The organism is Sphaerisporangium perillae (genome assembly GCF_023276435.1).
Taxonomy (GTDB): domain Bacteria; phylum Actinomycetota; class Actinomycetes; order Streptosporangiales; family Streptosporangiaceae; genus Sphaerisporangium; species Sphaerisporangium perillae.
Genome location: NZ_JALLPO010000006.1, coordinates 61,323 through 83,230 on the forward strand (window position 1 = coordinate 61,323; position 21,908 = coordinate 83,230).

At 72.1% G+C, this 21,908-nt stretch carries 21 protein-coding genes; 14 read left to right on the forward strand and 7 right to left on the reverse strand.

What is annotated here, in order from left to right:
• Positions 1-4 precede the first annotated feature (4 nt).
• Positions 5-283, reverse strand: a complete 279-nt coding sequence (gene pspAA / locus MYF83_RS07425) for a PspA-associated protein PspAA (protein WP_248959442.1) — start codon at positions 281-283, stop codon at positions 5-7.
• Positions 280-1,092 (reverse strand): PspA/IM30 family protein, encoded by an 813-nt coding sequence (locus MYF83_RS07430; protein WP_279339244.1) that lies wholly within the window; start codon positions 1,090-1,092, stop codon positions 280-282. The genes pspAA and MYF83_RS07430 overlap by 4 nt, the downstream gene beginning before the upstream one ends.
• A gap of 260 nt (positions 1,093-1,352) precedes the next feature.
• On the opposite strand from MYF83_RS07430, the gene MYF83_RS07435 reads away from it, so the two are divergent.
• On the forward strand, positions 1,353-1,949 hold the full coding sequence (locus MYF83_RS07435; protein WP_248959444.1) for a DUF3043 domain-containing protein: 597 nt from the start codon (positions 1,353-1,355) through the stop codon (positions 1,947-1,949).
• A gap of 343 nt (positions 1,950-2,292) precedes the next feature.
• Here MYF83_RS07435 and MYF83_RS07440 read toward each other — a convergent pair whose 3' ends face one another.
• Positions 2,293-3,399, reverse strand: coding sequence for an SMI1/KNR4 family protein (locus MYF83_RS07440; protein ID WP_248959445.1), 1,107 nt, complete (start codon positions 3,397-3,399; stop codon positions 2,293-2,295).
• A gap of 41 nt (positions 3,400-3,440) precedes the next feature.
• On the opposite strand from MYF83_RS07440, the gene MYF83_RS07445 reads away from it, so the two are divergent.
• Positions 3,441-4,445 carry an aldo/keto reductase family protein gene (locus MYF83_RS07445; protein ID WP_248959446.1) on the forward strand — a complete coding sequence of 335 codons (1,005 nt, stop codon included), beginning with the start codon at positions 3,441-3,443 and terminating at the stop codon, positions 4,443-4,445.
• 142 nt (positions 4,446-4,587) lie between these two features.
• On the opposite strand, the gene MYF83_RS07450 is transcribed toward MYF83_RS07445, so the two are convergent.
• Positions 4,588-4,794 carry a hypothetical protein gene (locus MYF83_RS07450; protein WP_248959447.1) on the reverse strand — a complete coding sequence of 69 codons (207 nt, stop codon included), beginning with the start codon at positions 4,792-4,794 and terminating at the stop codon, positions 4,588-4,590.
• Positions 4,795-5,042: 248 nt separating this feature from the next.
• Between MYF83_RS07450 and MYF83_RS07455 the strand changes: the two genes are divergently transcribed.
• Positions 5,043-6,146: a bifunctional adenosylcobinamide kinase/adenosylcobinamide-phosphate guanylyltransferase gene (locus MYF83_RS07455; protein ID WP_248959449.1), complete on the forward strand. Its 1,104-nt coding sequence runs from the start codon at positions 5,043-5,045 to the stop codon at positions 6,144-6,146.
• Position 6,147: 1 nt separating this feature from the next.
• Positions 6,148-6,918 (forward strand): adenosylcobinamide-GDP ribazoletransferase, encoded by a 771-nt coding sequence (locus MYF83_RS07460; RefSeq protein WP_248959450.1) that lies wholly within the window; start codon positions 6,148-6,150, stop codon positions 6,916-6,918.
• A 2-nt stretch (positions 6,919-6,920) separates the two neighbouring features.
• Here MYF83_RS07460 and MYF83_RS07465 read toward each other — a convergent pair whose 3' ends face one another.
• The 3 genes from MYF83_RS07465 to MYF83_RS07475 form a co-directional block, all read right to left on the reverse strand.
• Positions 6,921-7,826, reverse strand: a complete 906-nt coding sequence (locus MYF83_RS07465) for a CPBP family intramembrane glutamic endopeptidase (protein WP_248959451.1) — start codon at positions 7,824-7,826, stop codon at positions 6,921-6,923.
• A 69-nt stretch (positions 7,827-7,895) separates the two neighbouring features.
• Positions 7,896-8,882 (reverse strand): SdpI family protein, encoded by a 987-nt coding sequence (locus tag MYF83_RS07470; protein ID WP_248959452.1) that lies wholly within the window; start codon positions 8,880-8,882, stop codon positions 7,896-7,898.
• Positions 8,879-9,232, reverse strand: a complete 354-nt coding sequence (locus MYF83_RS07475; protein ID WP_248959453.1) for a GntR family transcriptional regulator — start codon at positions 9,230-9,232, stop codon at positions 8,879-8,881. The genes MYF83_RS07470 and MYF83_RS07475 overlap by 4 nt, the downstream gene beginning before the upstream one ends.
• A 109-nt stretch (positions 9,233-9,341) precedes the next feature.
• Here MYF83_RS07475 and MYF83_RS07480 point away from each other — a divergent pair, with 109 nt between their 5' ends.
• The 10 genes from MYF83_RS07480 to MYF83_RS07525 all read left to right on the forward strand — a co-directional run bounded on the left by MYF83_RS07480 (position 9,342) and on the right by MYF83_RS07525 (position 21,892).
• Positions 9,342-10,880 (forward strand): leucyl aminopeptidase, encoded by a 1,539-nt coding sequence (locus MYF83_RS07480; RefSeq protein ID WP_279339245.1) that lies wholly within the window; start codon positions 9,342-9,344, stop codon positions 10,878-10,880.
• 167 nt (positions 10,881-11,047) lie between these two features.
• Positions 11,048-12,427, forward strand: coding sequence for a dihydrolipoyl dehydrogenase (gene lpdA / locus MYF83_RS07485; protein WP_248959455.1), 1,380 nt, complete (start codon positions 11,048-11,050; stop codon positions 12,425-12,427).
• Positions 12,428-12,457: 30 nt separating this feature from the next.
• Entirely contained in the window at positions 12,458-13,924 is a 1,467-nt protein-coding gene (gene sucB, locus MYF83_RS07490) for a 2-oxoglutarate dehydrogenase, E2 component, dihydrolipoamide succinyltransferase (protein ID WP_248959456.1), read from the forward strand.
• Between the two features lie 173 nt (positions 13,925-14,097).
• On the forward strand, positions 14,098-15,048 hold the full coding sequence (locus MYF83_RS07495) for an epimerase (RefSeq protein WP_248959457.1): 951 nt from the start codon (positions 14,098-14,100) through the stop codon (positions 15,046-15,048).
• A gap of 102 nt (positions 15,049-15,150) precedes the next feature.
• Positions 15,151-15,888, forward strand: coding sequence for a Type 1 glutamine amidotransferase-like domain-containing protein (locus MYF83_RS07500; RefSeq protein ID WP_248959458.1), 738 nt, complete (start codon positions 15,151-15,153; stop codon positions 15,886-15,888).
• Positions 15,889-16,039: 151 nt separating this feature from the next.
• Complete coding sequence (gene lipB, locus MYF83_RS07505; protein ID WP_248959620.1) at positions 16,040-16,708, forward strand: lipoyl(octanoyl) transferase LipB; 669 nt, start codon at positions 16,040-16,042, stop codon at positions 16,706-16,708.
• Between the two features lie 86 nt (positions 16,709-16,794).
• Positions 16,795-17,724: a lipoyl synthase gene (gene lipA, locus MYF83_RS07510; protein ID WP_248959459.1), complete on the forward strand. Its 930-nt coding sequence runs from the start codon at positions 16,795-16,797 to the stop codon at positions 17,722-17,724.
• A gap of 100 nt (positions 17,725-17,824) precedes the next feature.
• Positions 17,825-20,353 (forward strand): beta-glucosidase, encoded by a 2,529-nt coding sequence (locus tag MYF83_RS07515; RefSeq protein WP_248959460.1) that lies wholly within the window; start codon positions 17,825-17,827, stop codon positions 20,351-20,353.
• 55 nt (positions 20,354-20,408) lie between these two features.
• Positions 20,409-21,089: a DUF4191 domain-containing protein gene (locus MYF83_RS07520; protein WP_279339246.1), complete on the forward strand. Its 681-nt coding sequence runs from the start codon at positions 20,409-20,411 to the stop codon at positions 21,087-21,089.
• Positions 21,089-21,892, forward strand: a complete 804-nt coding sequence (locus tag MYF83_RS07525) for a class I SAM-dependent methyltransferase (protein ID WP_248959462.1) — start codon at positions 21,089-21,091, stop codon at positions 21,890-21,892. Before MYF83_RS07520 ends, MYF83_RS07525 begins: the two co-directional genes overlap by 1 nt.
• Positions 21,893-21,908: the final 16 nt, after the last annotated feature.

Genomic DNA, 21,908 nt, shown 5'->3' on the forward strand with positions numbered 1-21,908 from the left:
CAAGTTATCCTGGGATAAGTCCGGAATCGCCAAGCATGCCCCTGACTTCGTCGATCGAAGCATCCGACGGCGGCAAAATCAGCTCCGAGGGCTCCAGGGTGTCGTCCGGCAGCGGCTTGCCGATCTGGCGGACCTTGTCCAGGAGCGCGTGGAGCTTCGAACGGAACTGGACCTCATCGTCGGTCTCGATCGCCGCCTCGAGCTCGCTGTCGAGGGAGTTGAGCACGTCGATGTCGCCCTCGGCGACCTCGATCTGGCCCTCGCCCATGATTCTGATGATCACAAGCCCTCCCCTGGCTGACGGTACTGCTGCGTCGGCTGCGACTGCTGCTGGGGCGCCTGCTGCGGCTGCCCCGGCTGGCCGGCCTCGATCGCGTCCCGGGGCGCCGGACCCTGGCCCAGCTCCGCCTTCATGCGGGCGAGCTCCAGCTCCACGTCGTTGCCGCCGCCCATGCGGTCGAGCTCGGCCTGGATGTCGTCGCCGCGCTGGCCGCTGAAGTCGTCGAGGGCGCCGCTCGCGAGCAGCTCGTCGATCGCGCCCGCGCGCGCCTGCATCTGGGCGGTCTTGTCCTCGGCGCGCTGGATCGCCAGACCCACGTCGCCCATCTCCTCGGAGATGCCGGAGAAGGCCTCGTTGATGCGGGTCTGCGCCTCGGCCGCGGTGTAGGTGGCCTTGATGGTCTCCTTCTTGTGACGGAAGGAGTCGACCTTGGTCTGCAGACGCTGGCTCGCGAGGGTGAGCTTCTCCTCCTCGCCCTGCAGGTTGTTGTGCTGCACCTGCAGGTCGGCGATCTGGGTCTGCAGAGCGGACCGCCTGTTCAGCGCCTCACGGGCGAGGTCCTCGCGGCCCACGCTCAACGCCTTGCGGCCCTGGTCCTCAAGCTTCTTCGCCTGCTGCTGGATCTGGTTGATCTGCAGCTCCACCCGCTTGCGCGAGGTGGCGACATCGGCCACGCCCCGGCGAACCTTCTGCAGTAGCTCAAGCTGCCGCTGATAGGAATAGTCGAGGGTCTCGCGCGGATCCTCCATCTTGTCCAAGGCCTTGTTCGCCTTGGACTTGAAGATCATGGAAAGTCTCTTCATCACGCTCATGCGCGTTGGCCGTCCCCTTCTTAGGTAGTGCTGTGCCTATGCTCCCGCTCGCTGCGACGCTCGCTCGCCGTATGCTCGCTGCGCTGGCATCCATGCTCCCTCGCGCCGACTCGCAACTCCATAGGCTGCCCGCTCATCGTCAGCCCCCGATTATCGCGGCAAAGTCGCGTAGGTCCACCCTACGCATAACGCACGAGGGCGTCATTAAGTTGCACCCCCGGTAGGCTGACGTCGTGTTCCGACGTCGTGAGCAAACCCCCGTGGATGACAACCCTTCCTCGTCATCGCAGACGCAGGCGAAAAACGCTGGAAAGGGCCGGCCGACCCCCAAGCGCCGTGAGGCCCAAGGGCGCCGCCGCCAGCCGGTCACCGCCCCCACCAACCGCAAACAGGCCTATAAGCAGGCCCGCGAGCGCCAGGCCGCCGAGCGGGTGCGCGCCCGCGAGGGCATGCTGAGGGGCGACGACCGCTACCTGCCCGTCAGAGACCGAGGTCCGGCGCGCAAGCACGCCCGCGAATGGGTCGACTCCCGCCGCACGATCAGTCAGTATTTCCTTCCCGTCTCGCTGATCCTGCTCCTCATCCTCTGGACGATCCCGATGTTCGGCGGCCAGACGGGGATGCTCCTCTACTCCTACGCGATCACCATCCTGTGGCCGCTCATGATCGTCGTGGTGGCCGGCAGCTCGTTCTGGGTCGCCCAGCGCGTGAAGAAGGAGGTGGCGGAGCGGTTCCCGGACGAGAGCCTCAAGGGCGTCGGCTTCTACGCCGCCATGCGCGCGATGCAGATCCGCCGCCTCCGCTTCCCCCCGCCCACCCTCCTCCCCGGCGGCAAACCCGTCCCCCCCAAGAAGTAACCCCACCCCGGGGCCCCACTCACCCCAGGGCGCTCAACCATCCCCGCACCTGACCGCAAGCTCCGTCCGGAACGACCGACCCCCGCTCCACCCGACCCCAGGCTCCGTCCGGAACCACCGCACCCGCTCCGCCCGACCCCAGGCTCCATCCGGAACCACCGCTCCCGCTCCACCCGACCCCAGGCTCCATCCGGAACCACCGCACCCGCTCCACCCGACCGCGACCCCTCCGCTCCGCTCCGGGTGGTGCTTGTAGATCCGGCGCCGCGGCGGCGAGAAGCAGGACGGCGAGACCGGCGCCGCCGTACGGCGACCGGCCCGGCGGGCGGGCGGGGCGGTACCGCTAAGTCCTGGTGCCGGAGGGCGGGTCGGGCTCGGTCCAGTGCAGCCGGCCCGAAATGACCTCCGGGCGCAGCCCTCGGACCGGGCGTCCGGTCTCCAGCGAGCCGGCCGTCGCCCTGAGCAGCGCGTAGTACGACGTCCAGCGCGCGGAGGCCGCGAAGGGGATCGTCCGGCCGTCCACCGAGGGACCGTGCGCGGCGCACAGGGCGCGCCAGGTGTCGCGGATCTCCCGCACGCCGTACGCCCGCAGCCCGGGAAGCACCTTCTCGGCGGGATGCGCGCCGTTGTGGCGGAGCAGCGACGCTCTGAGGCTGTCCGGGAACGGCACGCCCGTCTGCGACTCGGCGATCGCGATGGTCCGCGCCCTGGCCGGCGCGCGCAACCGGGCGTAGGTGACGGGCGCGTTGGCCTTCAGCCACCTCTCGATCCGCCGCCACTGGACGTCCACCGCCTCGGCCACGCGGGGGTCCACCGGCCGTACGACCACCGGCCGCCCGGCGGGACGGCAGGCGTCGTCCGGTCCCGACCGCGCCGCCTGCGCCGACCGTTCGAGTGAACCCTCCCCCGGCGAGACGGCCGGAGCGGTCCGCGCGCCCGTGGGCGTCGCCTGCGGCGGGTCGGTGACGTAGATGACGGCCCGCCGCCACGTCGTACCGCCGGAGATCGCCTCGTTCGCGACATAGCCGCCGAAAGCCACCAGGCACGCGGCGACGCAGAGCGTGGCGGTCAGGACGCTCCGGCGGCCGGTCCACCGGCGCCGGCCACCCCGGACGCGCGCGGGCGGTGCGCCTTCAGCCTGAAGCCCGGGCCGCGCCCCCTCTGGCCGTACTTGCTCAAGCCCTACCGGTTCGGGCCGGCCGGGCCGCGAAAGCTCCGGACGCCCGGCGGGTGGGAGATAGCGCCGCACCGGCCGTGCGGGACGCACGCCGCGGCGGCGGGAGAGAGTCTGGGCGGCCCACACCGCCATGACGACCAGCGCGCCCACGGCGGTCACCGCGAGCGCGCGCCGTACAACCCTCGGAGTGATCAGCCGCCGCACGCCGGGCAGACTATCCCGTACCGGCGGATGGACGGAGTCGCGCGCCTTGGCCGGGGCATGGGAAGCCACCCGAAGCGGATCGTCAGCGGGCGGCGGCTAGGGTCATTGGCATGCAATTTCGCCATCTTGGCCGGAGTGGTCTCAAAGTAAGTGAGATCAGCTACGGCAACTGGATCACCCATGGTTCCCAGGTCGAGGAGGACGCCGCCAAGGAGTGCGTGCGGGCGGCTCTCGATGAGGGGATCACCACCTTCGACACCGCCGACGTCTATGCCGGCACCAAGGCGGAGGAGGTTCTCGGCCGGGCTCTGAAGGGCGTGCGCCGCGAATCCCTGGAGATCTTCACGAAGGTCTACTGGCCCATCGGCACGGGCCCGAACGACAACGGACTGTCGCGCAAGCACATCACCGAGGGCATCCACGGCTCGCTGCGCCGCCTGCAGACGGACTACGTGGACCTCTACCAGGCGCACCGCTACGACTACGAGACGCCGCTGGAAGAGACGCTGAAGACCTTCGACGACCTGGTGCGGCAGGGGAAGGTCCTGTACATCGGCGTCAGCGAGTGGAGCGCTTCGCAGATCGCCGACGCCCTCAAGATCGCCGATGAGATGGGGTTCGACCGGCTGGTGTCCAACCAGCCGCAGTACTCCATGCTGTGGCGCGTCATCGAGGCCGAGGTCGTGCCCCTGTCCGAGAAGGAGGGCGTCGGGCAGATCGTGTGGTCGCCCATCGCGCAGGGCATCCTCACCGGGAAGTACCTGCCGGGCCAGGCTCCGCCGGCCGGGTCCCGGGCCACCGACCCGGCCGGAGCGGGCTTCATCTCCCGCTTCCTCGACGACGACGTGCTCACCCGGGTGCAGGAGCTCAAGCCCATCGCGGCCGACCTCGGTCTCAGCATGGCGCAGCTCGCGGTGGCCTGGGTGCTGCAGAACCCGAACGTCTCGTCGGCCATCGTCGGGGCCACCCGTCCCGAGCAGGTGCGCGACAACGTCAAGGCGTCCGGTGTGAAGCTCGACGCCGACATCCTGGCGAAGATCGACGCGGCGCTCGGCCCGATCGTCGAGCGTGATCCGGCCAAGACCCAGAGCCCGCCGAGGCGACCGGGGTCGTAACGGCCAAGGCATCGCTTCCCTGCCGGTGTCGCCGGCACCGGTATGAAGGCACGGCCGTAAAGGCGTCGCGGGCCCCTTGTGTTTTCGGTCACCCTGACATCGTTTGTCACATGGACATCAGAAAAGCCAAGGGGCCCGTCCGTCACTCGGCGCGCAGCGACATCCCGGCGTACTCCACTTTGTCGTCTTCCAGCAGCGTGACCTGCTCGACTCCCGAATTCAGGAGGGTTCGCCAGTTTTCTCCGAGCCATGACTCGGCGTCGGCCTGACTCGGGAAGATCTCGCGTGGAAGCGGGCCGTCCATAACCTCACCACCATTAGCGTTTTCATAACGCCAGCGCCAAGTCATGCCATACGCTCCTTTTCGTGGGGTTTGCCCAATGCCCTCGCCGGGGCTGTGCAGACCCTATCTCCTGGAGTCTGCCGCAGATCTTGCCGTGCGCGCGGCGGGACAGGCCACAGGCCGGGAGAACCGCACGACCGCGTGACCATAGAGGATGGAGGCCGACCCATGCCGCTCTCGTTCCGTCCTCCGGCGCCCGGCACCGGACCCGGACTCGCGACGGCGGCCGAGCCGATCCCCGCGGTCACGGCATAGTGAAGGTCCTGCTCTCCGGCACCGCCGGTCCGTACGGCTGGCCCGAGCCCGGCTGCGGCTGCGCCTCCTGCCGCCGCCTGCCCTCCGGCCATCGCCTGCCGACCGCGGTGCTCCTCGACGACGTGGTACGGCTGGCGCCGCCCGCCGGCCTTCCCCTCGCACCACCGGCGGCGCTGCCCAAGGGCTACCGGGTCACCGTCACCCCCGACGGCTACGCGGTCAGCGGCCCCGACCGCGGCCGGGTGCTGTACGCCGTCGGCCCGGACGAGCAGGGCGGCTCCCCCTCGCCGTGCTGGGCGGAGGACGCCTACGACCTCGTGCTCATCGACCTCCTGGACCGGCCGCAGCGCCTGGGCGACCTGCGCCGCCGCGGCCTGGTCACCGCCCGGACCCAGGTGGTGGCGGTCCACCTGGACCACCGCATGCCGTCGGAGGCCGAGCTGTCCAGGCGGCTGGCGCTCTGGGGAGCCCAGGTCGTGGACGACGGCACGATCCTCGACACGCGCATACCCGCCCCCGCGCGCCCGGGCGCTCCCACGAGGGTCCTGGTCCTCGGCGGCGCCCGCTCGGGCAAGTCCGAAGAGGCGGAGATGCGGCTGATCACCGAGCCGGACGTCACCTACGTGGCCAGCGGGCCGACCGGCGGGCGGGACGCCGACTGGCTGGCGCGGATCCGCGCCCACCAGCGGCGGCGCCCGCCGTACTGGACCACCATCGAGACCACCGAGCTGGAGGCGCTGCTCAGGGCGGAGACCGGCCCGCTGCTCGTCGACGGGATAGGGACCTGGCTCGCGGCGGTCTTCGACGGGTGCGGCGCGTGGGGGGATCCCGCCCACGACCGGCCGAGGGGCCGCAAGCCCGGCCGGTTCGGCACCGCTCTGGACCTGGTCGCCGCGCGCTGCGACGACCTGGTCGCCGCCTGGCGGCAGACCCGGGCCCAGGTCGTCGCGGTCAGCGACGAGGTCGGCCTCAGCGTCGTCCCCGCGACGGCCAGCGGCCGGGTGTTCCGCGACGCGCTCGGCAGGCTGAACCAGCGCCTGGCCGGGGAGTCGGAGGAGACCGTCCTCGTCGTCGCCGGCCGCGTCGTCCCCCTACCGGTCTGACATGCCCGCACCCGCCGCCCCCGAGGAGCCGATCGCCGCAGGCCTGCGCCTGGCCGTCGGCACGTTCACGATCCTGCCCGCCGGGCTGCCGCGCACCGACCGCGTCACCGCCGGCTGGGCCATGGCCTTCGCTCCGCTGGTCGGCCTGGTCCTCGGCCTGGTGGCCGCCGCCGTGGCCACCGTCGCCGGCTACCTGGTCTCCCCGCTGCTCGCCGCCGCGCTCGGCCTCGGCTCACTCGCCGTACTGACCCGAGGCCTGCACCTGGACGGCCTCGCCGACCTGGCCGACGGCCTCGGCAGCGGCAAGCCGGCCGAGCAGGCGCTGGACATCATGAAGCGCTCGGACATCGGTCCGTTCGGCGTGGTGACGCTCGTCTTCACGCTGCTGGTGCAGGCCACGGCGGCCTCCGAGGCCGGTCCGGCGGCGCTGGTCCTCGCGTGCGCCACGGGAAGGCTCGCGGTGACCTGGGCGTGCGTCGCGGGCGTGCCCTCGGCGCGGCCCGGGGGGCTCGGCGCCATGGTGGCCGGGACGGTACGGCAGAGCACGGCGATCATCGCGACCGCGCTGGTCGCCGCCGGGGCCCTCGTCCTCGGCCTGCTGTCGGGCGGGCCGGTCATCTACCCTCTGGCGCTCGCGGCCGGACTCGGCGCGGCCTGGGCGATGCGCCTGCACGCCGCGCGGCGGCTCGGAGGGATCACCGGCGACGTGCTCGGCGCCCTCGTCGAGATCGCCGCCGCGACCACCCTGATCGTGTGCGCGGCGGCGCACTGACCTCAGGCCTGGACGGGCGCCGGCCGCGCGGCCGGCCGCCTCTTCTTGAGGATGACGGCGGCGACGACGGCGAGCAGGGCCCAGCCGACCAGGCCGGTGATGCCGGCCACGGCGAGGTTCGGCGGATGTGCCGCGTCTCCCAGCAGGATCGGCAGGCCGCCCAGCGCGTTCAGTGCGCCGTGCCCGGCGACGGCGGGCCACACGCTGTCCGAGGCGAGGCGGAGCCATCCAAGGAGGATGCCGGCCAGCACGCAGAACCCGACGAACATGACGGCCGCCCAGGCCCCGAGCTGGGGATAGTTGTAGCCGCGCAGGGTCAGCGGCGCGTGCCAGAGCCCCCAGATCACGCCGGACGCCACCAGCGCCTTGGCGGTGCCGAGGGGCATGAGCCTCGGCAGCAGCCATCCGCGCCAGCCGTACTCCTCGCCGAGCGCGGGGATCGCGTTGATCACCGGCCCCATGATGAGCCCCTGGACGACCTGGATGACGACGAGCGTGTGCGGGTCGATGGGAAGCGGGCTGCCCTGACTCGCCGACGCGAGCTGCGCACGGAACAGGCTGAGGCCGGACAGGTCCACGCTGAGCAGTCCGGTGGCCGCGCTGATCGCGGTGGCGAGGACGGTGAGCAGCACGGTTCCGGCCCAGGCGACGGCGATGTACTTCCACACCCGCCCCGCGCGCCCGCCGAAGGTGAGGCCGGTCCGCCCGGCCCATGCCCGGAAGGGCACCTCCCGGTGGTGCGGCCGCCACACGGCCAGCACCGCGATCGCGGGCGTGAACATGATGGCCAGACCGGTCACCGTGACCAGGCCGGAGCCACCCGAGACCCACAGCGGAACCGCGAACAGCCAGGAAAGCCCGAAGGCGACGAGCAGGAACACGGCGAGATCACCGGGACGACGGAACACGAGACACCTCATTCGTGCTGAAGAGCGGGCCGGTCAGCGAGTCGGGGTTGTCAGGGGGAGATGGGGCTGTCAGGGGGAGGTGGGGTGGTGTTCGGAGATGAGGGCGTTCAGGAGGGCGGCGCCACGGGTGGCGTCGTCCACGGTGACGGCGAGTTCGCCGCCGGAGGGGTAGCGCACGACGAGGCACTCGCCGCCGCGGACCATGATCGTGGACATTCCGGGTAGCCCCCGGATCCCCCAGCCGCCGACGTCGATCGGGCGGCGGTCCTCGGCCCTCGCGCTAGTGATCCTGCTCAGCGGGATCTTCCGGCTCGGCCGGCGCAGCGGGCCGAAGGAGATGACGAGACCTTGGTCGCTCACTCGCACGCCGACCTTCGACACGGCGAGCCCGGCCACGCCGACGACCGCGAACGAGACGGCCGTGCCCCTGATGCCGCCGGTCTCGACGGTGAGGCTCCAGACGGCGAGGATCAGCGCGCCCGCCACGCCGGCGACGCCGAGGCCGGCGGCCCAGGTGTTCGACGCCGAGGAGATCCATACCGCCCGCTGGCCCGGTCGCAGCCGCAGCCGGGCACCGCCCATCGCCTCCGCCACCGGGGGGTCGCCGGGCCCCACGGAGGCGACCAGCCAGCCGAGCAGCCCCGCGAGGACGGCACCGGTGAGGACGATGAAGACCTTCCCGCCGAGTTCGCCGGCGGCCTGCCAGCCGGCGCGGTCGAGGTTGGCGGCGAGCGTCGTCCACTGCAGGCCGAGCACGAACGCGGCCCCGCCGCCCAGCATGGCGCCGACGCCCCTCCTGCGCGCCCTGTACCGGGCGGCGTCCCGGCGCAGGGTCACGTACACGGCGAAGCCCGCGAACAGCGCCCACACGAGCAGGTTGACCGCGAGGGACGGCCAGAAGGACATCGCGTCGTCGGGAAGCCCCGAAGGGCCCCAGTGCGAGGCGAGCGGCTCGGGCAGCCGGTCGCGCAGCGCGAGGGGAACGGCGACCAGGGCACCGGTGACCGCCGCGACCCACGCGCCGGCCGCCAGAAGGAAACGCGACCGGTGACTCATGACGACTCCAACTCCTTTATGACCTCTATCACGTCGGCGGGGCGGTATCCGTACCGCTCCGCCTCATCGAGCAGCTCCCGCGACATGCGCAGGAGGACCTCGCGCCCGTCGGGAGGGCGGAGCACCGAGACGCCCCGCCCCCGGCGGAACTCGAGGACGCCTTCGTCGCGCAGTTCCCGCAGGGCGCGCAGGACCGTGTTGGGGTTGACGCCGAGGGCGGCGGCGAGCTCACGGGCCGAGGGCAGCCGCTGGCCGGGAAGGACCACGCCGGAGGCGACGGCGTGCCTGACGGCCGCGGCCACCTGCTCGTGGAGCGGCCGTGGATCGTTCAGATCTAGTGTGAGCAACATGGTGCTACTGACGCTATCACCATTCACGCCAATTCGCACGATGGTGCTATCACCACTGGCACCATCCCGATCCAGTCAGGTAACCCATTCGTAGGACGAACCCTCGTTTATGCGTACGCGACAAGCACGGCTAGCATCGGCCTACGTGACGACAGTGCGACTCAACGCCTCTGACTCGGGATCGGTCGAGACCGATGCCCTCGTAGTCGGCATCAATACCTCACCCGACGGCCCTCGCCCCGCGCCCGGCGCGCAAGCCCTCGACGGCGCGCTCACCGGCGGGCTCGCCCCCACGCTGAGCGCCCTCGGGTTCTCCGGCAAGGCCGGTGAGATCACCAAGATCCCGACCTTCGGGGCGGTTCCGGCGTCCGTGGTCGTCGCCGTCGGGCTCGGAGACGCGCCCGCCGAGGACGGCGCGTACGACCTGGAGGTGCTGCGCCGGGCGGCGGGCAACGCCGCGCGCTCCCTGGCCGGCACGGCGACGGCCGCCTTCGCGCTGCCCGCCGCCACGCCCGAGCAGGCCGAGGCCGTGGCCCTGGGCGCCCTGCTCGGCGCCTACGACTTCAGCAGATACCGCACGACCGGCGACCAGAAGGCGCCGCTGGGCGAGATCGTCGTGCTGAGCGACGCCTCCGCCGCCGACGGCTCCGTGGCCCGCGCCACGACGCTGGCCGAGTCGGTCACGCTCGTACGCGACCTTGTCAACACCCCGCCGTCCGACCTGCCTCCCGCCCGCTTCGCGGAGATCGCCGAGGAGACGGCGACCAAGGCCGGCCTGTCGGTCGAGATCCTCGACGAGGCGGCCCTGAAGGAGGGCGGCTACGGCGGCATCGTCGGCGTCGGCCAGGGCTCGGTGAACCCGCCGAGGCTCGTGCGCCTCGGCTACGCCCACCCCGACGCCCAGACGACCGTGGCGTTCGTCGGCAAGGGCATCACCTTCGACTCCGGCGGCCTGTCGCTCAAGCCTTCCGCGTCCATGGCGTGGATGAAGTCCGACATGGGCGGCGCCGGCGCGGTGTTCGGCGCGCTGCTCGCGATCGCCAGGCTCGGCCTGAAGGTCAACGCCATCGGCTACCTCTGCCTGGCGGAGAACATGCCGAGCGGCACCGCGCAGCGCCCCTCCGACGTGCTCACCACCTACGCCGGCAAGACCGTCGAGGTGCTCGACACCGACGCCGAGGGCCGCCTGGTGCTCGTCGACGGCATCGCGCGCGCCGGCGAGGACGACCCCGACATCATCGTGGACGTGGCCACGCTCACCGGCGGGCAGATCGTCGCCCTCGGATGGCGCACCTGCGGTGTCATGGCCTCCGACGACGAGCTGCGCGAGGAGGTCGTCGACCTGGCCGTGGCGCAGGGCGAGGCCGCGTGGGGCATGCCGCTGCCCGAGGACCTCCGCAAGGGCCTGGACTCGCCGATCGCCGACATCGCCAACCTCAACCCCGAGCGCTCCGGCAGCATGCTCGCCGCCGGCATCTTCCTGCGCGAGTTCGTCCCCGAAGGCGTTCGCTGGGCCCACCTCGACATCGCCGGGCCCGCTTACAACAAGGAGGCGCCCTACGGGTACATCCCGAAGGGCGGCACCGGCATGGCCACCCGCACCCTGGTCGCGCTCGCCGAGCGCTACGAGGCGGGCCGCGAGGCATGATGAGCGCAGGGCGCGAGCGGCCTGGCCCCCGCCGGTCCGCACCGGCGGCCAAGCGCGTCACATACACGCGAGACAAGTGAAAAGATGCTGTTGGGCAGGCCGGTCACACCCCGAGAGCGGGCATGACCCGGCCGTGAGGGCCCACCGATCCGACAAGGAGCTTTCCAGTGGCTGATGGCAGCGGCCCCTTCGACATCGTTGTCCTGGGCGGCGGTAGCGGCGGCTACGCCTGTGCCCTGCGGGCGGCCGAGCTAGGCAAGTCCGTCGCGCTGATCGAGAAGGACAAGATCGGCGGCACGTGCCTGCACCGGGGATGCATCCCCACCAAGGCGCTCCTGCACGCCGCGGAGGTCGCCGACGAGACCCGCGAGGCCACGAGCGTCGGCGTCAAGGCCCGCTTCGAGGGCATCGAGATGCCCGGCGTCCACGCCTTCAAGGACAAGATCGTGAACCGCGCCTGGAAGGGCGTCCAGGGCCTCCTCAAGAGCAGGGGCGTCACGATCATCGAGGGCGAGGGCCGGCTGGCCGGACCCAACCGCGTCATCGTCGGCGACCAGGCCGTCGATGGCCACAACATCGTGCTCGCGACCGGATCGGTCCCAAGGTCGCTGCCCGGCCTGGACATCGACGGCGAGCGGGTCATCACCAGCGACCACGCGCTGAAGCTCGACCGCGTCCCGTCCTCGGTGATCGTGCTCGGCGGCGGCGTGATCGGCGTCGAGTTCGCCTCCGTCTGGAAGTCCTTCGGCGCCGAGGTCACGATCGTCGAGGCCCTCCCCCACCTGCTGCCGCTCGAGGAGGAGTCCAGCTCCAAGCTCCTGGAGCGCGCCTTCCGCCGCCGGGGCATCAAGTACGAGCTGGGCACCCGCTTCGAGAGCGTCAAGACCACAGACACCGGCGTCGTCGTGACGCTGGAGGGCGGCAAGACCTTCGAGGCCGAGCTGCTCCTCGTCGCCGTGGGCCGTGGCGCGGTCTCCTCCGGCATGGGCTTCGAGGAGACCGGCGTCGCGATCGAGCGCGGCACCGTCGTGGTCGACGAGTTCTGCCGGACCAGCGTGCCCGGGGTGTACGCCGTCGGCGACCTGATCCCGACCCTCCAGCTGGCGCACGCCGGCTTCGCCGAGGGCATCCTGGTCGCCGAGCACATCGCGGGGCTCGCCCCGGTCCCGATCGACTACGCCGGCGTGCCGCGCATCACCTACTCCGACCCCGAGGTCGCCTCGGTGGGCATCACGTCGGCCGTCGCCAAGGAGCGCGGCTACGAGATCACCGAGCTGGTCTACGACCTCGGCGGCAACCCCAAGAGCCAGATCCTGGGCACGCAGGGCGCCGTCAAGATCATTTCTCAGAAGGACGGACCCGTGCTCGGCGTCCACATGGTGGGCAAGCGCATAGGCGAGCTCGTCACCGAAGGTCAGCTGATCTACAACTGGGAGGCCCTGCCTTCCGAGGTGGCCCAGCTCATCCACGCCCACCCCACCCAGTCCGAGGCTGTCGGCGAGGCGATGCTCGCTCTGGCCGGCAAGCCCCTGCACGTACACAACTAAGCCCTCACAGGAAACGCGAGAGAAGACACCATGCCGGTTTCCGTAACCATGCCCCAGCTCGGCGAGAGCGTGACCGAGGGCACCGTCACCCGCTGGTTGAAGAAGGAGGGGGACCGCGTAGAGACCGACGAGCCGTTGCTCGAGGTCTCCACCGACAAGGTCGACACCGAGATCCCCTCCCCCTCAGCGGGCGTCCTCACCAAGATCGTGGTGGCCGAGGACGAGACCGTCGAGGTGGGCGCCGAGCTCGCCGTCATCGACCAGAACGGGTCCGCGGGCGCCACCGCCGCTCCGGCCCAGGCGGAGCCGCAGGCCGAGCCGGAGCCCGAGCCCCAGCCCGAGCAGGTCAAGGCTCCCGAGCCGGCCCCGGCTCCCGCCCCGGCCCCTGCTCCGGCACCCGCCCCGGTCTCCTCCATCCCGCAGCCGCCGGCCCCGCAGCCCGCGCCGCAGCAGCCGCGCCCGCCGGCCCCGCCCGCCACCGCGGCGCCGTCGCCGATCGCGCCCGCCGCGACCGCCACCGGTGAGAGCCCCTACGTCACCCCGCTGGTCCGCAAGCTCGCCGCCGAGCACGGCGTCGACCTCGACGCGCTCAGCGGCACCGGCGTCGGCGGCCGCATCCGCAAGCAGGACGTGCTGGAGGCCGCGCGCACCCAGCGCGAGCAGGCGGCCCAGGCCGCTCAGGCCGCTCAGGCCGCCCCCGCGCAGGCCCCGGCCCAGGCCGCCCCGGCCCAGGCCGCCGCCCCGGCGCCCGAGCCGGTGCAGGCCGACACCACGCTGCGCGGCCGCACCGAGAAGATGTCGCGCATGCGGCAGACCATCGCCAAGCGCACCATGGAGTCGCTGCAGAGCTCCGCGCAGCTCACCTCGGTCGTCGAGGTCGACGTCACCAAGATCGCCGGCCTGCGCGACCGGGCCAAGGCCGACTTCCAGCGCCGCGAGGGCGTGAAGCTCAGCTTCATGCCGTTCTTCGCGCTGGCGACGGTCGAGGCGCTCAAGCAGCACCCCAAGCTCAACGCGGTGATCAACAGCGAGACCAACGAGGTCACCTACTTCGACCACGAGCACCTGGCCTTCGCCGTCGACGCCGAGCGCGGCCTGGCCTCCGCCGTGATCAAGGACGCAGGCGACCTGAACATCGCCGGTCTCGCCCGCAAGATCGCCGACCTGGCCGAGCGCACCCGCACCAACAAGGTGAGCCCGGACGAGCTGTCCGGCGGCACGTTCACGCTGACCAACACCGGCAGCCGCGGCGCGCTGTTCGACACGCCGATCATCAACCAGCCGCAGGTCGCGATCCTCGGCACCGGCGCGGTCGTCAAGCGCCCGGTCGTCCTCGACACGCCCGATGGCGAGGTCATCGCGATCCGCTCCATGGTGTACCTGGCGCTGACCTACGACCACCGCCTGGTCGACGGCGCCGACGCCGCCCGCTTCCTGACGACGATCAAGCGTCGCCTGGAGGAGGGCCGCTTCGAGAACCAGCTCGGCCTGGGCTGAGCCACACTCGACCCGGCCTGACCTGCGACACCCGGGCCCTGGCCACACCTGTGAGGCGCCAGGGCCCCGCCGCCCGTCAAGGCGCGGTGCCGCAGGGTGCGGCCGGGGCGGAACACTGGACAAGCGGCGCGGGGCTGCCGGACGTCGGGACGGCGCCGACGTAGGGTGACCGCATGGCAGTCGTGGTCACCGGCTCTTCAGGGCTCATCGGTTCGGCCCTCGTCCGCTCCCTGCGCGACGAGGGCAGGACCGTCGTCAGGCTCGTCCGCCGCTCCCCCGCCGCGCCGGACGAGGCCTTCTGGGACCCACGTGAAGGCGCTCTCGATCCCTCGGTGCTCGAAGGGGCCGAGGCCGTCGTCCACCTCGCCGGGGCCGGCATCGCCGACCGGCGCTGGACCCCCGAGCGCCGGCGCGAGCTGCTCGCCAGCCGCGTCGAGGGCACCCGCACCCTGGCCACCACGATGGCCGTCCTGGAGCGCAAGCCCGCCGTCTGGCTGTCGGGATCCGCGATCGGCCTCTACGGCGACACCGGGGAGCATCCCGTCGAGGAGTCCTGGGAGCCGGCCGCGCCCCTGGGGGACCCGTCTACGGGGCTAGAGTCGGACGGCGGCACGCGGGCCCACGGGCAGTGGCTGGCCGAGTTGGTCGCCGCCTGGGAGGCCGAGACCCTTCCCGCCGAGGAGGCCGGCGTCCGGGTCGTGCGGCTGCGCACCGGCCACGTGCTGACCGCGCGCGGCGGATTCCTCGGCAAGATGCTGCCGGTGTTCAAGCTGGGCCTCGGCGCGCCTCTCGGGTCCGGCCGGCAGTACATCTCGTGGATCTCCATGCCCGACTGGCTCGGCGCGGTGGCGCACATCCTCGGCGAGCCGGAGGTGTCGGGGCCGGTGAACCTCACGGCGCCGACGCCGGTCACCAACGCCGAGTTCACCAAGGCCCTCGGCCGCGCTCTGCGTCGCCCAACCTCGCCGCTGGCGGTGCCGGGCTTCGCGCTGCGGGCCGCGCTCGGCGACCTGGCCGACGAGGGCGTGCTCATCGGCCAGCGCGTGCTGCCCCGCCGCCTGCTGGAGATGGGATACCGGTTCAGGCATCCGCGTCTCGACGAGGCACTGGCCGCCATACTCTAGGGTGCCGATCCGGTGAAATGGGAGGGCAAGCCGCGTCCCGGCCCCTGAGGCCTTTCGGGGGCGGCTCACGCGCCCCTCCGCAAAGGCACAGCAGGAGACATCATGAGCAGGCTCGGCCAGTCCCACATTCTCGCCATCGGCGGCGGCTCGTTCCGGCCGACGCCGCGTCAAGGAGTCCTGGAGCCCTCCGGTCTGCTCCGGTACGCGCTCGACCTGACCGGCCAGGACCGGCCGAAGCTCGGGCTGCTGGCCACCGCCACCGGCGACGACGCCGACTGGCTGCTGAAGATGTACGGCGCGTTCCGCACCTGGGACGTCGAGGTCAGCCACCTGCCCCTGTTCCCGATGCCCAACGTCGAGAGCCCCAGGGAGTGGATCCTGGAGCAGGACGTCATCTATGTGAGCGGCGGCAGCGTCGCCAACCTCGCGGCCCTGTGGCGGCTGCACGGGCTCGACGAGGCGATGGAGGAGGCCTGGCGGTCGGGGGTCGTGCTCTCGGGGCAGAGCGCCGGGGCGTTGTGCTGGCACGTCGGTGGCAACACCGACTCCTTCGGGCCCGTCCTGCGCCCGTGGGCCGAGGGCCTCGGCCTCCTGCCCTACTCCTGCGGCGTCCACTACAACTCCGACCCCCAGCGCCGCACCCTGCTCCACGAGTCGATCGCGTCGGGCGAGCTGCCGGACGGCTACGCCGCAGACGAGGGGGTGGCCCTGCACTACGTGGGCCGCGAGTTCATCCAGGCCGTCACCGTGGACCCGAAGGGGTACGCCTACCGGGTCGAGCGTGACGGCGACGGCGGGGTGAAGGAGTTCCGCATCGAGCCGCGCCTGCTGACCACCTGACCTGCGCTCATGATCACGGCATCCGCCCGCGACGTCGTGCGAGGCTGGCACCTCCGACGACGTGACCTCGCGTTAGGCTGACCCCGTGACTGAGCGCGCCGACCAGACCAGGCAAGAAAGCACTACGGGCGGCGGGGCTGGCAGGCTCGCGCTGGTCCGCCTAGGAGTCGACGTCCCCTACGAGCAGGCGTGGGAGCTCCAGCGGGAGATCCACGCCCGCCGGGCCGCCGACCTGATCCCCGACACCTGCCTCATGCTGGAGCACGCCCCGGTGTACACCGCCGGCAAGCGCACCCGGCCTGAGGAGCGGCCCAGCGACGGCACCCCCGTCGTCGACGTCGACCGCGGCGGCAAGATCACCTGGCACGGTCCCGGGCAGCTCGTCGGCTATCCCATCGTCCGGCTGACCGAGGCGCTGGACGTCATCGTCTACGTCCGCCTGCTGGAGGAGGCGCTGATCCAGGTGTGCACCGACTTCGGCGTGGCCGCCGGCCGCGTCGCGGGTCGCAGCGGGGTCTGGGTCGCGGGCGACGCCGCCAGCGGCCTGCCCGACCGCCAGCTGGGCGCCATCGGCATCCGGGTGGCCAAGGGCGTCACCATGCACGGGTACGCGCTCAACTGCGCCAACGACCCGAGCTGGTTCAACCGCATCATCCCGTGCGGCATCAGCGGCGCCGGCGTCACCTCGCTGTCGGCCGAGACCGGGCGGCGCATCACCGTCGACGAGGTCCTCCCCTTCGCCGAGAAGCGGCTGGCCGAGGCCCTGGGCGCCGAGGGGCTCGACGTCCAGGAGGAAGACCTGCTCTCGGGCCGGTTCTGACCGCCCGCCCGTCCTGTGCGGGCCCCGGCCTCCCATCCGGTCCCTGGCGTCCGGTCCTCCTGGCGCGGAGACGTAAGCTTGAGCGCGTGACCGTTGCTCCTGAAGGCCGAAAGCTCCTCCGCCTGGAGGTGCGCAACAGCCAGACCCCCATTGAGCGCAAGCCCCCGTGGATCAAGACCCGGCTCAGGAACGGGCCGACGTTCAACGAGATCAAATCGCTAGTGAAGGACCAAGGTCTGCACACGGTCTGCCAGGAGGCCGGCTGCCCCAACATCTCCGAGTGCTGGGAGGACCGCGAGGCCACCTTCCTCATCGGCGGCGACCAGTGCACTCGGCGCTGCGACTTCTGCCAGATCGACACCGGCAAGCCCGCCGAGTACGACAAGGACGAGCCCCGGCGCGTCGCCGAGTCGGTCGTGCAGATGGGCCTGCGCTACGCCACCGTCACCGGCGTCGCCCGTGACGACCTGCCCGACGGCGGCGCCTGGCTGTACGCCGAGACCGCGCGCCAGATCCACACCATGATCCCCGGTTGCGGCGTCGAGCTGCTGGTGCCCGACTTCAACGGCCACCGCGACCAGCTCGAAGAGGTCTTCGGCAGCCGCCCGGAGGTGTTCGCGCACAACATCGAGACCGTGCCGCGCATCTTCAAGCGCATCCGCCCGGCCTTCCGTTACGAGCGCTCCCTGCAGGTCATCACGATGGCCCACGAGGCGGGGCTCGTCACCAAGTCCAACCTCATCCTCGGCATGGGCGAGGAGCGCGAGGAGATCGTCCAGGCGATGCGCGACCTGCACGACGCCGGCTGCGACCTGCTCACCATCACCCAGTACCTCCGCCCGACCCCCCGCCACCACCCGGTGGACCGCTGGGTCAAGCCGGAGGAGTTCATCGAGCTGCAGGCCGAGGCCGAGCAGATCGGTTTCAAGGGTGTCATGTCCGGCCCGCTCGTCCGGTCCTCCTACCGCGCCGGCCGCCTCTACCGGCAGGCCGTCGAGGCACGCCAGACCGCCTGATCCCGCGGCCGGGCCGCCCCGCGCGTCCCGGCTCCGCGTCCGCCCCCATCCCTGCGATCCGACCGGCCAGACCAGCCTGATCCCCCTTCCCGGGAGTGTCGTGGACATCGAGGAACTCATCGGCGCGCTGGACCTCCCCTCGAAGGTCCGGCTGCTCGCCGGCGCCGACATGTGGTCGCTCCCGGCGATGCCCGAGATCGGCCTGCGGCGCCTGGTGATGAGCGACGGGCCGATCGGGGTGCGCGGCGAGCAGTGGTCGACCGCCGACCCGTCGATCGCGCTGCCGAGCCCGACCGCGCTGGCGGCCACCTGGGACACCGGGCTGGTCCGGCGGGCCGGGCGGCTGCTCGCCCAGGAGGCCCGCCGCAAGGGCGTGCACGTCCTGCTCGCCCCGACGCTCAACATCCAGCGCAGCCCGCTCGCCGGCCGCCACTTCGAGTGCTTCTCCGAAGATCCCCTCCTCACCGGGGAGATCGGCGCGGCGTACGTCGAGGGGGTCCAGGACGGCGGGGTGGCCGCCACGCCCAAGCACTTCGTCGCCAACGACTTCGAGACCGAGCGGCTCACCGCCGACGTCGTGGTCTGCGACAAGGCTCTGCGCGAGGTCTACCTCGCGCCGTTCGAGCGGATGGTGCGCGCCGGCGCCTGGGGCGTCATGGCGGCCTACAACGCGACCAACGGCACCACCATGACCGAGCACGCCGAGCTCCTGCTCGGAGTGCTCAAGGGCGAGTGGGGCTTCGACGGGTTCGTCGTCTCCGACTGGACCGCCACCCGCTCCACCGAGGCGACGGCGCTCGCCGGGCTGGACGTCGCGATGCCCGGCCCGTACGGCCCGTGGGGCGACCGGCTCGTGGAGGCCGTCCGGTCGGGACGGGTGCCCGAGCACGTCGTCGACGACAAGGTTCGCCGGGTGCTGCGGCTGGCCTGCCGGACCGGCGCCCTCGGCGGGCCGGCGCCGCGCCCCCTGCCCGATCCGATCGACGGCACGGCCCTCGCCCGCGAGGTGGCCGCCCGCTCGTTCACGCTGCTGCGCAACGAGGGCGGCCTGCTGCCGCTCCGCGGCCTGCGCAGCGTCGCGCTGATCGGCGCCGGGGCGGCGCAGGTGCGCGCCATGGGCGGCGGCAGCGCCGAGGTCTTCCCCGACAAGGTCGTGTCGCCGCTGGACGGCCTGCGCCGCCGGGGCGAGTTCGACGTGCGGTACGCCGTCGGCACCGACCCGCGCGTGCGCCTGGAACCGCTCGCCACGCCGAGCCGGGCGGTGTTCCTGGACAAGGCGGGCGTGGTGCTGGCCGGCCTTCCGCTGCGCACCGCCGAGGCCCGCTGGCTCGGCGAGCCGCCTTCGGGGGTCGACCTCGCGGGGGTGGCCGCCGTGGAGATCCGCACGACCTTCACCCCCGAGGCCGAAGGCCCGCACCAGTTCTCCATCTCGGGAGCGGGCGCGTTCACCATGTCCGTGGACGGGCACACCGTGCTGGACGAGGTGATCGTCCCACCGGAGGGCGATCCGGCGGCGGCCTTCCTCGCCCCTCCCGAGCGCCGCATCGTCGTCGAGCTCGCGGCGGGCGCCCCCGTCGAGCTCACCGTGCGCCACGCGACCTCGGCCCTTTCCGGCATGGTGTTCATCGCCTTCGCCCTCGGCCACGCCGCCCCCTCCCCCGACGACGAGACGCTCCTCGCCGAGGCGGCGGGCATCGCTGCGGGGGCGGACGTGGCGATCGTGGTCGCGGGCACCACGAAGGAGACCGAGAGCGAGGGCTTCGACCGCGCGAGCCTGGCCCTTCCCGGCCGGCAGGACGAGCTGATCGCCAGGGTCGCCGCCGCCAACCCCCGCACGATCGTGGTGCTCAACGCCGGATCCCCGGTCGAGATGCCCTGGCTGGACCAGGTCGCCGCCGTCCTGCTCGCCTGGTTCCCCGGGCAGGAGGCCGGGGACGCCCTGGCCGACGTGCTGTTCGGCGACGCCGAGCCGGGCGGGCGGCTGCCGACGACCTGGCCGATGCGCGCGCAGGACGTGCCGGTGCTGGACGTCACGCCGGTAGAGGGGAAGATCCGCTACGACGAGGGCGTGCTGGTCGGGTACCGCGCGTGGGAGCACGCGGGTAGCGTGCCGGCGTTCTGGTTCGGGCACGGGCTGGGCTACACGACCTGGTCCTACGACAGCGTCGCCGCGACCCGGACGGCGGGCGGGGTAACGGATGGGGCGACGGTGACGGTCGCGGTGACCAACACCGGCGACCGGGCCGGGCGCGAGGTCGTGCAGGTCTACCTGTCCCCGCTGGTACCGGGCGACGCGCCGGCCTCCGGGGGAACGGCGGCCCGGGAGGGCACGGACGGGCCCTCGGAGAGCACGGACGTTCCGTCGGACGTCACGGACGGGCCCTTGGTGAGCACGGACGGGCCGTCGGACCGGTCCGCGGGCGGGCGGCCCGCGCGGTGGCTGGCCGGCTTCGACGTCGTCACCGCCGAGCCGGGCACGACCGTGCTGACCACGATCTCCCTGCCCGAGCGTGCGTTCCAGGTCTGGGATCAGGGGTGCTGGCGCACGGTCCCCGGCGACTACACGGTCGAGATCGGACGCAGCGTGGCCGACCGGCGACTCGCCGCGACGCTGAGGGTCACGGTCTGACCGGTCTTCAGGTCACGTTTTCCTTTCTTCAGCTCCGCATTTGTATCCTTCAACCATGGCGAACAAGCCCGCAGACCCAGAGCGCCCGGGGCGCATCAAGCAGCTCCGGATGATCGCTCAGATCATCAAGAAGGCCAACCCCAAGGGGATGCCGATCGTCTACGCGTCGGCACTCGCCACGCTGGTCGTATTCGTCGTCCTCGGGCTCGTGACGGGCCTGGTGTGGCAGCTGATCATCCTCGGGGTCATGGTCGCGATCACGGTGGGCATGGTGGTCTTCGGGCAACTTGCCCAAAGAGCGCAGTACTCCATGCTCGACGGGCAACCGGGCGCCGCCGCGGCCATCCTCCAGAGCATGCGAGGCAACTGGCAGGTCACCCCCGCCGTCGCGGTCACCCGTGACCAGGACGTGGTGCACAGGGCCGTCGGCTACCCCGGCATCGTCCTCGTGTCCGAAGGCCCCGGCGCACGGGTGCAGAGGATGCTCGTGGCCGAGAAGAAGCGCGTGCAGCGAGTCGCCATCGACGTCCCGGTGTACGACATCCAGTGCGGCGACGGCGAGGGCCAGGTGCCCATCAAGAAGCTCCAGCGCCACCTGATGAAGCTGCCCCGCAACATCAAGAAGGAAGCGGTCTCGGAGATCAACTACCGCCTCAAGGCGCTGCCGCAGACGCTTCCCGTGCCGAAGGGGCCGATGCCGAAGGGCGCTCGCATGCCCCGCGGCAAGATGCGGTGATGCCGGGCTCCTCCGGAGTGGCGCGGCGCACGGTTGGCGACGCCCCGAGCGTCCGGGCCAACCGCCACTGGTGGGATTCCGCGGCCGACGACTACCAGGCCGAGCACGGCGGTTTCCTGCGTGACGACGGCTTCGTCTGGTGCCCGGAGGGGCTCGACGAGGCCGACGCCCGCCTGCTGGGCGAGGTGCGCGGCAAGCGGGTGCTGGAGATCGGGTGCGGGGCCGGGCAGTGCGGCCGGTGGCTCGCCGGCCGAGGAGCCGACGTGGCCGCGTTCGATCTGTCGCACCGCCAGCTCCTGCACTCCCGCCGCATCGACGAGGAGCTGGGGGTCCGGCTGCCGGTGGTCCAGGCGGACGCCGGACGCATCCCGTTCGCCGCCGGGTCGTTCGACCTCGCCTGCTCGGCGTTCGGCGCGCTGCCGTTCGTCGCCGACGCGCGTGCCGTGCTGGCCGAGACCCGCCGGGTGCTGCGGCCGGGGGGACGGTTCGTGTTCTCCGTCAGCCACCCGATCCGCTGGGCGTTCCCCGACGACCCGGGCCCGCGCGGCCTGACCGCCGACCGCTCCTACTTCGACCGCTCGCCGTACGTCGAGCAGGACGAGGAGGGCGAGCCGACCTACGTCGAGCACCACCGCACGCTGGGCGACTGGGTGGGCGACATCGTCGCGTCGGGGCTGACGCTCACCTCGCTGATCGAACCCGAGTGGCCCGACGGGCACGACCGCACCTGGGGCGGCTGGAGCCCGCTGCGCGGCCGCCTGCTCCCGGGCACGGCCATCTTCTCCTGCGTGAGAGGCCGCTGAGCCTTCTCCCGCGTGA